This is a genomic window from Micromonospora sp. NPDC047738, assembly GCF_040642675.1.
Lineage (GTDB): Bacteria > Actinomycetota > Actinomycetes > Mycobacteriales > Micromonosporaceae > Micromonospora.
Map to the genome: position 1 here is coordinate 208,083 of NZ_JBEYSO010000007.1, position 13,622 is coordinate 221,704.

The 13,622-nt window shown below is 73.6% G+C and carries 12 protein-coding genes; 5 read left to right on the top strand and 7 right to left on the bottom strand.

The annotated features are described in order from the left end of the window. Genes ABZ783_RS14475 through ABZ783_RS14485 form a run of 3 tightly spaced genes read left to right on the top strand, consistent with a single transcriptional unit; the run spans position 1 to position 2,728 of the window. Positions 1-939: a hypothetical protein gene (locus ABZ783_RS14475; RefSeq protein ID WP_357437629.1), complete on the top strand. Its 939-nt coding sequence runs from the start codon at positions 1-3 to the stop codon at positions 937-939. A gap of 43 nt (positions 940-982) precedes the next feature. Continuing rightward, a complete protein-coding gene (locus ABZ783_RS14480; RefSeq protein ID WP_357437631.1) occupies positions 983-1,723 on the top strand; it encodes a hypothetical protein in 741 nt (246 codons plus the stop codon). Between the two features lie 42 nt (positions 1,724-1,765). Continuing rightward, complete coding sequence (locus ABZ783_RS14485) at positions 1,766-2,728, top strand: GNAT family N-acetyltransferase (protein WP_357437634.1); 963 nt, start codon at positions 1,766-1,768, stop codon at positions 2,726-2,728. A 74-nt stretch (positions 2,729-2,802) separates the two neighbouring features. Here the strand turns inward: ABZ783_RS14485 and ABZ783_RS14490 are convergent, their stop codons facing one another. Continuing rightward, positions 2,803-3,258, bottom strand: a complete 456-nt coding sequence (locus ABZ783_RS14490; protein WP_357437637.1) for a gamma-glutamylcyclotransferase — start codon at positions 3,256-3,258, stop codon at positions 2,803-2,805. Between the two features lie 106 nt (positions 3,259-3,364). Here ABZ783_RS14490 and ABZ783_RS14495 point away from each other — a divergent pair, with 106 nt between their 5' ends. Continuing rightward, positions 3,365-4,768 (top strand): NAD(P)H-quinone dehydrogenase, encoded by a 1,404-nt coding sequence (locus ABZ783_RS14495; protein ID WP_357437639.1) that lies wholly within the window; start codon positions 3,365-3,367, stop codon positions 4,766-4,768. A 46-nt stretch (positions 4,769-4,814) separates the two neighbouring features. Here the strand turns inward: ABZ783_RS14495 and ABZ783_RS14500 are convergent, their stop codons facing one another. The 3 genes from ABZ783_RS14500 to ABZ783_RS14510 form a co-directional block, all read right to left on the bottom strand. Next, positions 4,815-5,651, bottom strand: a complete 837-nt coding sequence (locus tag ABZ783_RS14500; protein WP_357437642.1) for an NAD(P)H-binding protein — start codon at positions 5,649-5,651, stop codon at positions 4,815-4,817. A 36-nt stretch (positions 5,652-5,687) separates the two neighbouring features. Then, the gene (locus ABZ783_RS14505) at positions 5,688-6,443 is read right to left on the bottom strand and encodes a DUF998 domain-containing protein (RefSeq protein ID WP_357437645.1); all 756 of its coding nucleotides are present in this window, start codon (positions 6,441-6,443) and stop codon (positions 5,688-5,690) included. Positions 6,444-6,618: 175 nt separating this feature from the next. Beyond that, positions 6,619-7,245 carry a VTT domain-containing protein gene (locus tag ABZ783_RS14510; protein WP_357437648.1) on the bottom strand — a complete coding sequence of 209 codons (627 nt, stop codon included), beginning with the start codon at positions 7,243-7,245 and terminating at the stop codon, positions 6,619-6,621. A gap of 567 nt (positions 7,246-7,812) precedes the next feature. On the opposite strand from ABZ783_RS14510, the gene thrS reads away from it, so the two are divergent. Next, positions 7,813-9,030, top strand: coding sequence for a threonine--tRNA ligase (gene thrS / locus ABZ783_RS14515; RefSeq protein WP_357437651.1), 1,218 nt, complete (start codon positions 7,813-7,815; stop codon positions 9,028-9,030). A gap of 65 nt (positions 9,031-9,095) precedes the next feature. Here the strand turns inward: thrS and ABZ783_RS14520 are convergent, their stop codons facing one another. From ABZ783_RS14520 to ABZ783_RS14530, 3 genes are all read right to left on the bottom strand, one after another. Then, the gene (locus ABZ783_RS14520; RefSeq protein ID WP_357437900.1) at positions 9,096-11,021 is read right to left on the bottom strand and encodes an ABC transporter ATP-binding protein; all 1,926 of its coding nucleotides are present in this window, start codon (positions 11,019-11,021) and stop codon (positions 9,096-9,098) included. Between the two features lie 301 nt (positions 11,022-11,322). Next, entirely contained in the window at positions 11,323-13,056 is a 1,734-nt protein-coding gene (locus tag ABZ783_RS14525) for an ABC transporter ATP-binding protein (protein WP_357437654.1), read from the bottom strand. Then, on the bottom strand, positions 13,050-13,577 hold the full coding sequence (locus ABZ783_RS14530; RefSeq protein ID WP_357437657.1) for a MarR family transcriptional regulator: 528 nt from the start codon (positions 13,575-13,577) through the stop codon (positions 13,050-13,052). The genes ABZ783_RS14525 and ABZ783_RS14530 overlap by 7 nt, the downstream gene beginning before the upstream one ends. Positions 13,578-13,622 lie beyond the last annotated feature (45 nt).

Consider the following 13,622-nt stretch of genomic DNA (forward strand, 5'->3'; position numbering starts at 1 on the left):
GTGCCTGGACCCACCCCCGAGCTGGTCCAGCGGCTCTACGCGACCCCACCCGACCGGTTCGTCGCGGCCCGGGACGCCGCCGTGGCCGAGGCGCGCCGGGCCGGCGACCAGAAGGCCGCCCGCGAGATCGGCAAGCTGCGCCGGCCCACCGTGGCCGCCTGGCTGGTCAACCTGCTCGCCATCCGCCGGTCCGAGCTGGTCGCCGACCTGGCGCAGCTCGCAGAGTCGCTCCGCACTGCCCAGCGCGACCTGCGCGGCGCCAAGCTGCGCGAGCTGTCCGCCCAGCGCCGGGCCGTGGTCGGCGCGCTGGTCGACGAGGCTCGCAAGCTGGCCGCCGCCGAGCCGGGCGCCCCGTCGGCCGGGAAGCTTCCGCTGGCCGAGGTCGAGGCGACCCTCAACGCCGCCCTCTCCGACGCCGAGGTGGCCGAGCAGGTCCGCACCGGCCGACTGCTCCGGGCCACCCACTATGCCGGCTTCGGCGAGGTGCCCCGCCCGCAGCTGCGGCTGGTCACCGGGGGCGCGGAGGAACCGGAGCCGGAGGAGCCGGCGGCCGGACGGGCCGGGGCCCGCCGGGAACGCGACGAGCGGGCCGCGGCGCGAGCGGCCCGGGCCGAGCGGGCGAAACGCCGCCGGGCGTTGGAACGCGAGCTCGCGAAGGCCCGCGGCGACCAGGATCGGGCCGAGGCGGAACTGGCCGAGGCCGCCCGGTCCGAGCGGGACGGCGCCGCGAGTCTGGACCGGATCGAGACCGAACTTGCCGAGCTGGAACGCCGCCGGGCCGTCGCCGAGCAGGAACTGAGCCGGGCCAAGCTGGCCCGGCGGGGCGCCGAGCGGTCGCTCACCACCGCCCGCCGGCGTACCGGGGAGGTGGAGGCCGCGATGGAGGCGCTGGACGCCGAAGAGGAGGATGCCGACGAGGAGGGCAACGGGGCAGACTGATCGGGATGGACGACCACGGTGGACGGACGGCGGTGCGCCGTCGATGACCCCCGAGCAGGTCGCCGCCGCCAGCAAGCCGCTGGTGCTGGAGCTCGGGGAGGCCTTCTCCCGTTGCCCGGCGACGCTGCGCCGCGCCCGGCTGCTCGGCATCTCCGGCTGGGCGTTCTACATCACCGGCCGGGCCGGCGCGCTCGGCGACGTCCGCGCCGAGACGGTCGCCGCCGCGCTCGGCTTCATCGCCCCCGACGCGGTCGCCGACGGCTGGGACGCCGCCGCTCGTACGGCCCGCCCACTGGCGGTGGCCGAGGCGAACCTGGCCGAGTGTTGCCGGTGGGGCGTCCAGCACCTGAGCGACGCCCCCGAGTCGCCCCGCCTGGCCGGCCTGCTGGAACGCGCGGTCGACGCGGCGGACGGCAGTGGGATGCCACTGTTCGCCGCCTGGCGGGCCATGCCGGTGCCGGACCGCTCGCCGAGCGCCCGGGCGGCCGTCGCGCTGCTGCTGCTCCGCGAGCACTTCGCCGGGGCGTACCTGCTGGCGGTCCGGGCCGCCGGGATGACTCCGCTGGAGGCGGTGCTGGCCGGGCCGGAGGGGGAGGCGGGGGCCGCCGCCTGCGGCTGGTCGCCTCCGTACCCGCCGGTCGGGCCGCTGGTGCGGCGACGGCTCTGGGCCGAGGCGGTGACCGACCGGCTGGCCGCCACCGCGTTCCGGGCGCTGGCGCCCGGCGAGGGGGCGGAACTGCTCAACCTGCTCACCGCCGCACGGCTGCACCTCCGCAGCGGATAAATGAGGGGCGCGCGGGCCGGGTGGGCTGCCAGGATCAGCGGCGTGACGCTCCCCGCCGGCTGGGCCGCCCGCCGCCCCACCCTCGACGACGTGCCCGCGATCCTGAAGGTGGTGCACGCTGCCGACACCTTCGCGATCGGCTACCCGGACTTCGACGCCGAGGACGTCGAGTCCGCGCTGACCGCCCCCTTCGTCGACCCGGCCCGGGACTCGTGGCTGGTCACCGACCCGGACGGCGCCGCCGTCGCCTGGGCGATCCTGGCCAACCCGACCGGGGTGGGCCGCGAGTGGGTGGACGTTCTCGTGGACCCCGAGCGTGGGGCCGACCTGCGCGCCCCGCTGCTGGCGCGGCTGCTCGACCGGGTCGCCGAGCGGGCCGCAGAGCGTGGCCTGCCCGCCCTGACCGCCCGCACCGGTGCCTTCGCCCCGGAGACCCGCTGGGCGGCTGATCTGGTCGAGGCCGGCTTCATCCGGGTCAAGCGGTACATCCGGATGACCCGCTCCCTCACCGACCTGCCCGCCGAGCCGGCCCCGCCGGCCGGGGTGGCCGTCCGCCCGCTGCGCGCCGGCGACGAGGCCGACCTGCGGCTGTTCCATCGGATCTTCGACACCGCGTTCCGGGACACCCCCGACTACGAGCCGCTCGGCTTCGAGGCGTGGCGGGAGCAGCTCCCGTCGTACGGCAAGGTCTGGGACGAGTGGTTCGTCGCCGAGGTCGACGGGGCGCCGGCCGGCGCCCTCCAGTCCTCCGACCAGGCGCTGGAACACGACATGGGCTGGGTACGCACGCTGTCGGTGCTGCCCGCGTACCGGCGGCGCGGGGTGGGCGCGGCGCTGCTGCGCCGGGCCTTCGCCACGTACGCCGCGAAGGGCCGGGCGTCCGCCGGCCTCGGCGTCGACCTGGCCAACCCGACCACCCCGGTGACCCTCTACCGCTCGGTGGGGCTCAATGAGGTGCGCTGGACCGACATGTACGAGCGCACCGTCACCGCCACGGGTGTGTGACACGCGACCCGCGCTCCGGGGTCGCTGGCTGGCCGGGGCACCGGCCGGGGGAGACTGGACGCGTGGGAGAGCCTCTAGGCCGACGCGGTGCCGGTGGGGCGGGACCGCAGCTCGGTGACGTAGTCGTCCGGCGCGCCCGCCTTCTCCGCCGCGTTCGCGATCTCCGACAGATACCACGACGTCGGCAGGCCGCCCTCGTAGCCGTCGAAGACGTAGACCCACGCGGTCACGTCCCCGTCCAGCGTGGAGACGCGGACGGTGAGCTTCCGGTACGTACCGGCGGTCACGCCCTCGATCTCGTCGAGCTGCGCGGCGTCGTACGGGTGGATGTCGTAGAGCGCCACGAAGACCCGGTCACCCGGGGACTCGACCACCGTGCTGACCGAGCCCTCCCAGCCGATGACGCCCTCGCCCGCGAAGGTGAGCCGCCACCCCTCCAGCCAGCCGGTACCCACCATCGGCGAATGCGGGCAGTAGGCGCGCATGCGGGCGGGGTCCAGGTTTGAGCCGTAAGCGGCGTACAGACGCACGGCGATGACGATAGCCCGGTCGGCGGGTGGGGGAGAATACGACGGTGCGTGTCGAGCGCGATGGGGAGAAGAAAGTCACTGTGAGCACGGACGAGGGGCGAGCGCTGTGAGCCAGATCGTGATCATCGGCGGGGGGCCGGCCGGGTACGAGGCGGCGCTGGTCGCCGCCCAGCTGGACGCTGATGTCACCGTGGTCGAGGCGGAGGGGGCCGGCGGCGCCTGCGTGCTCTCCGACTGCGTCCCGTCGAAGACCTTCATCGCCAGCTCCGAGGTGGTGACCGGCTACCGGGACACCGAGGAGTTCGGGGTGCACTCGGACGGGCTGGAGGCGGTCACCGTCGACGCCCGGGCGGTGCACGAGCGGGTGAAGCGGCTCGCCCTGGCCCAGTCCGCCGACATCCACGCCAAGCTGGTCAAGGCCGGGGTGGAGTTCGTCGCCGGCACCGCCCGGCTGGGCGAGGACACGCTCGGTCACACCCACCGGGTGATCGTCACCCCGGCCGGCGGTGACGAGGAGTACTCGATCGCCGCGTCCACCGTCCTGATCGCCACCGGCGCCACGCCGCGCCAGCTCCCCACCGCCGTCCCCGACGGGGAGCGCATCCTGACCTGGCGCCAGGTGTACGACCTGCCGGAGCTGCCGGAGCACCTGATCGTGGTCGGCTCCGGCGTGACCGGCGCCGAGTTCGCCAGCGCCTACCTGGCGATGGGCGTCGAGGTCACCCTGGTCTCCAGCCGGGACCGGGTCATGCCGCACGAGGACGCCGACGCGGCGATGGCGATCGAGCGGGTGTTCCGCAACCGGGGCATGAGCATCCTCAACAACTCGCGTGCCGAGGCGGTCCGCCGGACCGGCGACGGCGTGGAGGTCGAGCTCTCCGACGGCCGCAAGGTGTCCGGCAGCCACGCGCTGATCGCGGTCGGCTCGGTGCCCAACACCGCCAACCTGGGCCTCGCCGAGTACGGCGTCGAGCTGGCCAGGGGCGGCTACGTCACCGTCGACCGGGTCTCCCGGACCAACGTGCCCGGCATCTACGCCGCCGGTGACTGCACCGGGGTGCTGCCGCTGGCCAGCGTCGCCGCCATGCAGGGCCGGATCGCCATGTGGCACGCGCTCGGCGAGGCGGTCCGCCCGCTGCGGCTGCGTACCGTCGCCGCGAACGTCTTCACCGACCCGGAGTTGGCCACCGTCGGCGTCTCGCAGAACGAGGTGGACGCCGGCAAGGTCCCGGCCCGTCAGGTGATGCTGCCGCTCGCCGGCAACGCCCGGGCGAAGATGGACGACCTCGCCGACGGCTTCGTCAAGCTCTTCTGCCGCCCGGCCAGCGGCCAGGTGATCGGCGGAGTGGTGGTGGCGCCGAAGGCCAGCGAACTGATCCTGCCGATCACCATGGCGGTGGAGAACAACCTCACCGTCAACGAGCTGGCCCAGACCATCACCATCTATCCCTCGCTGTCGGGCTCGATCACCGAGGCGGCCCGCCAGCTCATGCTGCACGAACTGGAGTGACCCGCCGCGTCCTCGGGCCGGCCGGGGCGACCGGCCCGAGGACGCATCAGCGGAAGGCGGCGGCGTGGTCGGCGGCCCACTCGGCGTACGTGCGGGCGGGGTGGCCGGTCAGCCGCCGTACCGTGTCGGTGACCTGTTCGGGGCGGGCGACGAAGGCGGCCCAGCCGGCCAGCGCGGCGTCGGCGAAGGCCGGGTCGCCGAAGGCGGCGGAGAGCATCTGCCGTGCCTCGCCGACCGGCATCTCCGACCAGCGCAGCTCCCGGCCGACCGCCCGGCCGATGGCGCGTACCTGGTCCTCCTGGGTCAGCGTCGCCGGACCGCTGAGCAGGTACCGGGCGCCGGCGTGGCCGTCCGAGGTCAACGCCGCCACGGCCACCTCGGCCAGGTCCCGCTCGTGGATCAGTGACCGGGCCGCGCCCCCGTACGGCCAGCGCACCACGTCGCCGGCGCGGATCTGGTCGGCCCACATCAGCGTGTTGGCGGCGAAGCCGACCGGCCGGAGGAAGGTCCATGCCGCGCCGGACGCCTCGACCGCCCGTTCGACCTCCGCCCAGAACGACGCCGGCTGGTCAGCGGCGCCCGGGGCGGAGAGGTAGACGATCCGGGACGCGTGCTCGGCGATCGTCCGGGCGACCTCGGGGGCGGCCCGCCGGGCCACGGCCGGGTCGGTGAACGGCCAGATCAGGAAGACCGCCTCGACGCCGGTCAGGTGGGGCGTGAGCGAGGCGGGGTCGCCGAGGTCGGCGGCCACCACCTCGACCCCGGCCGGCAGGTCCGCCCGGGACGGGTCGCGGCTCACCGCCCGGACCTGTTCGCCTCGCGCGAGCAGCAGCGACACCACCTCCCGACCGACTGTGCCGGTCGCCCCCGTCACCAGGATCATTTCCGCCTCCTCGTCCGACCGGCCGCCGTCGACCCGTCAATCGGACGCTAAGAGTTGAAGCTCCCTTGAGGTCAAGGGCGTGGGCGCCGCCGCCGTTTCCGGGACGGCCTCGGCGACGCGGCCGGCCGGGCGGCGGGCCAGTGCCACCGCGACCACGCTGAGCAGGGCGACCTCGGCGACGATGAGCAGACGCTCGGCGAGCCCGATCAGCATCCGCTCGCCCGGGTAGGCGGACCAGATCATCGCCCCGGCCAGCAGCAGGCTGGCCAGGGTGAGCGCCCGCAGCCAGCCGGCGGCGCGACCGCCCAGGTGCCCGGCGAGCAGCCAGCCGGCGACCGGCAGGGCGAGGAAGGCGACCACCGAGGCGTACCGGTGCAGGTAGGCCGCGGTGTCCATGGGCAGGCCGGGCTCGTTGGTGGGTACCACGGCGGAGGTGACCAGGCCGGCGGTCCAGGCGGCCAGCAACATCCCGGCCACCTGCGGCAGCCGACCCGGCCGGGCGGGTGGCCCGCCGCCGGTCGGCGCCCGTCCGCCACCCGCTCGCCGCGACCCGCTGGGGTCCGTCCCCGATCCGGTACGCCAGAGGGCCGGGATCAGCACCGCCGTCGCGGCGGCGAGCACCGCCATGGCCACGTCGATCGCGCCGCCCCGGTCGGAGACGGCGAAGTCGCTGACGGTCAGCGACCAGGGGCTCAGATCGTCGTTCACCTCGAGGTGACCGAGTACGGCGAGCACCGCCGCAAGGGCGATCCCGCCGAGGGCCAACAGGGCGCGTCTCCGGTTTTCGAGCATGCCCCAGCCTGTCGCCGAGGCCACCCGAAACGGATCCGGGATGGACACCCACTTCGATCCCCGGGAACTCCCCTACCGGCTGCGGCTCACGGGTCAGGCGACGTTGAGGTGGATGTTGCCGATCCGGGCGGTGAAAGGCGCTGCCCTTGAGGCGATCGACCAGGGGATGGGCAGGTCAGTCGATCCCGACCCGAACTTTGGCCTCGGCCTCCGTCCGGGTGTGGCGGGCGCTGATCGCGCTCATCGCCCAGCCGGCCGCCGCGAACCCGGCCGCCGCCACCCCGCCGATCACCACGAGCCGCCACGCCGACTCGGTCAGCGCCCGGCCGCCCAGATGCCCGACCAGGCTGCCGTACGTCGCCCAGCCCGTCGCCGCCAAGGTCTCGTAGAGCAGGAAGAGTCGGTAGGGGTAGCGGCTGCGCCCGGCCGAGAAGCAGGCGGCCATCCGGCCGCCCGGCACGAAGCGGCAGAGCAGGATCACCAGTGGTCCCGGCTCGCGCAGCCCGCGGGTGGCCCGGGCCACGGCCCGGCGGGCCCGGCTGGGCATCGCGTGTCGGGGTGCCCGGCGGTCCGGTGCGGTCCGGCCGAGCAGGTAGCAGGCGAGATCGCCGGCGATGACGCCGAGCGCGCCGACGGTGATGGTGAGCGGCAGGCTGAGCCCGCCGTACACGGTCAGCGCGCCGGTGGTGATCATGACGACCTGGGTCGGCACGACCGGCACGAAGGCGTCGGCGATCAGCAACCCCAACAGCACGGCGTACGCCCACGTCGGCGATGCGACGTCAGCGATGAGTTCGGGCAAGATCGCCACCTCGCCGGATTCCCCCGTTCGATCGCACCGAGCCTGACGGCATGTCCCGCGTCACGCCGGGGTGCCCGGACCGGTGGTGACCCGTGGCACGACAGGGCCACCCGTGGACAACGATTCGGGGCCGGCGAATGTGACGCTTCCCCGGCGTGGCGCTGGCCACCCCGGCGGGCGGCGGATCGGCGGTCACCGGCGTACCGTTGTCGGGACGCGGCCGCGTGGACGTCGGATCCCCCGTTTCCGGCGTCCGGGCCGTCGCGGGTCGCCGGCAGGTCCCGTGCCGGCGACCCGCCCCCGCTCCCCGCAGAGCTCGCGTGGCGGGGCGGCGCCGCGCCTCGCCGTCATCGCCCAGTCCGCGCGGGCGCTAAATCCGGATGCGCGAACCGACCCGTCGCGCGTACGGTCGCCGCATGCGCAGCGCGGTGGTGACCACGACGCCGGGAATCCCCGGCGCGCCGCACTGACGTATCCGTCGACGAGGCCCCGGGGCGAACCGCCCCGGGGCCTCGCGGCGTTCCGGGCCAGCTCGCCTCCGGGTCGTACCCGATCAAGGAGGGCGACATGATCGACCACCGCAGGCTCGGCCGGGAGCTGGAGCTGTTCGTCTCCGATCCCCTGTCGGGGGCCGGGCTGCCCATCTGGCTGCCGGCCGGCGCTGCCGCCCGGCACGCCGTCGAGGAGTACGTGCGGGACCTGGAGCGCCGGGCCGGCTACCGGCACGTCTACTCCCCGCCGCTGGGCAAACGGGAGCTGTTCGAGCTGTCCGGGCATCTCGGCTACTTCGCCGACGACATGTTCCCGCCGATGCGGCTGTCCGCCGACGACGAGTTCGTGCTCCGGCCGGCGCTCTGCCCGCACCACGCGCTGGTCTTCCGGGCACGGGGTCGCTCCTACCGGGAGTTGCCGCTGCGCGTCGCCGAGCTGGGCGGGATGTACCGGGCGGAGCGCTCCGGGGTGCTCGGCGGGCTCTCCCGGGTCCGCGCCATCTCGCTCAACGACGCGCACAACTTCTGCGCCTTGGACCAGGTCGGCGACGAGGTACGCGAGATCCTGCGGCTGATCGGCGAGGCGCACGCCGCGCTCGGCGTCCGGCCGGCCGGGTTCCGGCTGTCGCTGCGCGGGCCGGGGGAGAAGTACGTCGGCGACGATGCCCAGTGGGTGCGGGCCGAGGAGCTGCTCCGCGCCGCGCTCGACGGGGTGGACTTCACCGAGGGGCCCGGCGAGGCGGCCTTCTACGGCCCGAAGATCGACATCCAGGTCGTCGACGCGGCCGGCCGGGAGTCGACCATCTCCACCATCCAGCTCGACTTCGACAAGCCGGAGCGGTTCGAGCTGTCGTACACCGACGCGGACGGCAGCCGCAAGCGGCCGGTGATGGTGCACCGGAGCCTGGTCGGCAGCATGGAACGGCTCTTCGCGTACCTGATCGAGGTGCACGCCGGCGCCTTCCCGGCCTGGTACGCGCCGGTGCAACTGGTGCTGCTCCCGGTGGACGACGGCCAGGCGGACGCCGTCGGCGACCTGGCCCGGCGGGCCGAGGCGGACGGCCTCCGCGTCGAGGTCGACCACGCCGGCTCGCTGGGTGCCCGGATCCGCGACGCGGCCCGCCGGAAGGTGCCGTACCTCGGGGTGGTCGGTCCCCGGGAGGCGGCCGACGGGTCGGTGTCCCTGCGGCTGCGCGACGGCCGCGGGCTCGACCCGATGCCGGTGCCCCAAGCGCTGGGGTTGATCGGGAGGGTGGTCGCCGCCCGGTCGGCCGACCTGCTGCCCGGGGCCTGACGCCCGGCCGGCCGGCCCCCGCCTCGCGGCGGGGGCCGGACCCGGGCCGGCTGATCCGTCCACCGTCAGCTCCGGGCCGGCGCGCCGGCCGGGACCGGCCCCTCGTCATCGACCGCGGCGCCGCTGAACTGCGACCGGTACAGCCGGGCGTACGCCCCGTCGGCGGCGAGGAGTTGGTCGTGCGCGCCCTGCTCGACGATCCGGCCGTTCTCCATCATCAGGATCAGGTCCGCGTCACGGATGGTGGAGAGCCGGTGCGCGATGACGAAGCTGGTCCGGTCCGAGCGCAGCGCCGCCATGGCCCGCTGGAGCAGCACCTCCGTCCGGGTGTCCACCGAGCTGGTCGCCTCGTCCAGGATCAGCAGCGACGGCTCGGCGAGGAACGCCCGGGCGATGGTGATGAGCTGCTTCTCACCGGCGCTGACGTTGCTGCCCTCCTCGTCGATCACGGTGTCGTACCCGTCGGGGAGGCTGCGGACGAACCGGTCCACGAAGGTGGCCCGGGCCGCCGCCAGGATCTCCTCCTCGGTGGCTTCCGGCCGCCCGTACGCGATGTTGTCCCGGATGGTGCCGCCGAAGAGCCAGGTGTCCTGGAGCACCATGCCGATCCGGCTGCGCAGCTGCTCCCGGGGCATCGCGGTGATGTCCATCCCGTCGAGGGTGATCCGGCCGGCGTCCAGCTCGTAGAACCGCATGATCAGGTTGACCAGGGTGGTCTTGCCGGCGCCGGTCGGGCCGACGATGGCCACCGTGTGACCGGGCTCGGCGACCAGCGACAGGTCGTCGATCAGCGGCTTGTCCGGGTCGTACCGGAAGGAGACGTGCTCGAACTCGACCCGGCCGGTGACCCGGGCCGGTAGGGCCCGGTCGGGGGCCTGCTCCTCGGCGTCGAGCACCTCGAAGACCCGTTCGGCGGAGGCCACCCCGGACTGGAGCAGGTTCGCCATCGAGGCGACCTGGGTGAGCGGCTGGGTGAACTGCCGCGAGTACTGGATGAACGCCTGCACGTCGCCGAGGCTCATCGACCCGGAGGCCACCCGCAGCCCGCCGACCACGGCGATCGCGACGTAGCTGAGGTTCCCGACGAACATCATCGCCGGCATGATGATCCCGGAGATGAACTGGGCCCCGAAGCTGGCTTTGAACAGCTCGTCGTTCTTGGCCTCGAAGTCGGCCTGCACCTCGCGCTGCCGGCCGAAGACCTTGACCAGCTCGTGACCGGTGTACGCCTCCTCGATCAGGCCGTTCAGCTCACCGGTGTGCCGCCACTGGGCGATGAACCTGCGCTGCGAGCGCTTGGCGATCTGCTGCGTGACGATCACCGACAGCGGCACCGCCACCAGGGCGACCAGGGCCAGCAGCGGCGAGATCCAGAACATCATCGCCAGTACGCCGACCACGGTCAGCAGTGCGCTGAGCAACTGGCTGAGCGTCTGCGACAGGGTCTGCGAGATGTTGTCGATGTCATTGGTGACCCGACTGAGCAGCTCGCCCCGGGGCTGCCGGTCGAAGTAGGGCAGCGGCAGCCGGTTGAGTTTCTCCGCCACGTCGGCGCGCAGCCGCAGCACGGTCCGCTGCACCACCCCGTTGAGCAGCCAGCCCTGCCACCACATCAGCAGGCTGGCGCCCAGGTAGAGGGCGAGCGCCAGCGTGAGCGTGCGGCCCAGCGCGGTGAAGTCGATGCCTGCCCCGGGCACCACGTCCATCCGGGCCAGCATGTCGGCGTAGTTGTCGTGGCCGGCCGCCCGGGCCGCGGCCACCGCCTGCTCCGTGGTGAGGCTGGCGGGGATCTGGCGGCCCATCACCCCGCTGAAGATCAGGTCGGTGGCGTGGCCGAGGATCTTCGGACCGACCACGCTCGCCCCGACGCTCGCCAGCGCCAGGGTGATGATCGCCGCCAGCTGCAGGCGGTGCGGCCGCAGGCGACCCAGCAGCCGCCGGGCTGAGGGCCCGAAGTTCATCGACTTCTCCGCCGGCATGGCGGCACCCATCCACGGCGGGCCGCCGCCGGGGCGCCGCCCCGCCGGGGGCAGCCGGTTCGGCGGCCCGCCGGGGCCCTTGCCGCCGGGGCCCTTCCCGCCGGGCCCGGGCCCGCCAGGGCCCATTCCGCCCGGGCCCTGCCCGTGGGGGCCCTGCCCGTGGGGGCCCTGCCCGTTGGGTCCCTGGCCATTGGGGCCCTGGCCGCCGGCGGCCGGCTTCTGCTCGGGTACGGCGGTCATGCCCTCACCTCGCTCCGCTCGGCGCCGCCCTGACCGGTGGCACTGAGCTGGCTGATTCGCTCGCTGCGCTCGCTCATGCCGTCACCTCCGCCGTCTGCTGGGACGCCACGATCTCGGCGTAGGTCGGGCAGGTGTGCAGTAGTTCCTCGTGTCGTCCCATCCCGACGACGCCCCCGTCCTCGAGCACGATGATCTGATCGGCGTCGACGATCGTGGAGACCCGTTGGGCCACGATCACCACCGCCGCGTCCGCGGTGACCGGCTTCAGCGCGGCCCGCAGCCGGGCGTCGGTGCCGAGGTCGAGCGCCGAGAACGAGTCGTCGAAGAGGTAGATCTCCGGCTTGCGGACCAGCGCCCGGGCGATCGCCAGCCGCTGCCGCTGGCCGCCGGAGACGTTCGTGCCGCCCTGCGCGATCGGCGCGTCCAGCCCGCCCGGCATCTCCGCGACGAAGTCCCGGGCCTGGGCGATCTCCAGCGCCGCCCAGAGTTCGGCGTCGGTGGCGTCCGGGTTGCCGTACCGCAGGTTGCTGGCGACCGTGCCGGTGAACAGGTACGGCCGCTGCGGCACCAGCCCGATCCGGCGCCACACCTCGTCCAGTTCCATCAGCCGCACGTCCATCCCGTCGACCAGCACCGCGCCGTCGGTGGGGTCGACCAGCCGGGGGATGAGCGAGAGCAGGGTGCTCTTGCCGGCGCCGGTGGACCCGATGATGGCCGTGGTCCGGCCGGGGCTGGCCCGGAACGAGACGTCGTGCAGCACCGGCGCGCTCGCCCCCGGGTACTGGAAGCCGACCCGGCGCAGTTCCAGCTCGGCGGGCCTGGTCATCGCGAGCATCGGCTCGGCCGGCGGTGTCACCGACGATTCGGTGTCCAGCACCTCGACGATCCGCTCGGCGCACACCGCCGCGCGCGGCACCATCATCAGCATGAAGGTGGCCATCATGACCGCCATCAGGATCTGCATGAGGTACTGCAGGAAGGCGGTCAGCGCGCCGATCTGGATCTGCCCGGCGTCGACCCGCTCCGCGCCGAACCAGAGCACCGCGACGCTGGAGACGTTCAGCACCAGCATGACCACCGGGAAGATCAGCGCCTGGAGCCGGCCGACGCGCAGGGCGGTGGCGGTGAGGTCGGCGTTCGCGGTGCCGAACCGCTTCGTCTCGTACGGCTCGCGGACGAACGCCCGGACCACCCGGATGCCGCTGATCTGCTCGCGCAGCACCCGGTTGACCGTGTCGATCCGGGTCTGCATGAGCCGGAAGCCCGGCACCATCCGCCGGATGATCAGGCCCAGCGCGATCGCCAGGACCGGCACGCAGACCAGCATCAGCCAGGAGAGCCCGACGTCCTCGCGCAGCGCCATGACCACGCCGCCGACGCTCATGATCGGCGCGGCGACCAGCATGGTGCAGCTCAGCAGCACGAGCATCTGCACCTGCTGCACGTCGTTGGTGTTCCGGGTGATCAGCGAGGGGGCGCCGAACCGGGCCACCTCGCGGGCCGAGAAGCGGTTGACGTGGCGGAAGATGCCGGCCCGGACGTCCCGGCCGAACCCCATCGCGGTCTTCGCGCCGAGATACACGGCGATGATCGAGCAGGCGATCTGAAGCAGGCTGACGAGCAGCATCCAGCCGCCCGTACGCATGATCTGGTCGGTGTCGCCCAGGGCCACGCCACGGTCGATGATGTCGGCGTTGAGGCTCGGCAGGTAGAGCGAAGCCATCGTGCCGACGAACTGGAACGCCACCACCGCGGCCAGCAACCGCCGGTACGGGCGCAGGTGCGTGCGGAGCAGGCGGATCAGCACGGATGGCTCCCCGATGGGTTCTCGGTGTTGGGTTCGCTGTCCCGGTTCAACCGGCGAAGGTCCCCATCGGACATGGTCGTGATGATTTCCGTGAGAAATTCCCGCACCACCGCCTTCTTCGCGGGGTCGGCGTCGACCGAGGTGAGCGGGCGGTCGCTGTGGATGAGGTCGATGATGGCGAGGGCCTGCTTCCGGCCCTTGTCGGTCAGGGTGAGCTGGACGCTGCGCCGGTCGTTCGGGTCCCGCTGCCGCGCGACGAAACCGTCGCGTTCGAGTGTGTCGACGATGCCGGTGAGCGTGGCCGGTCGGACGAAGCATCGTTCGGCCATTTCCCGGTGGCTGCTGTCGCCGGCTCGGAGCAGGATGAGCAGCACCCGCATGCCGGCGGAGGTGAGCCCGTGGTGCTCGGCAAGGTAGCGCCCCCAGTGCTGCTCGACCACGTGGCCGGCGATCGAGATCAGCCGGCCGAGCGGCGCGTGCTGCAGCGCGTCGGGGAAGCGGACGATCGGTCCCGTGTTCACGGGCGCTAGATTAGCCCCCGGATCGTCAGGTCCCAAACTAATTTC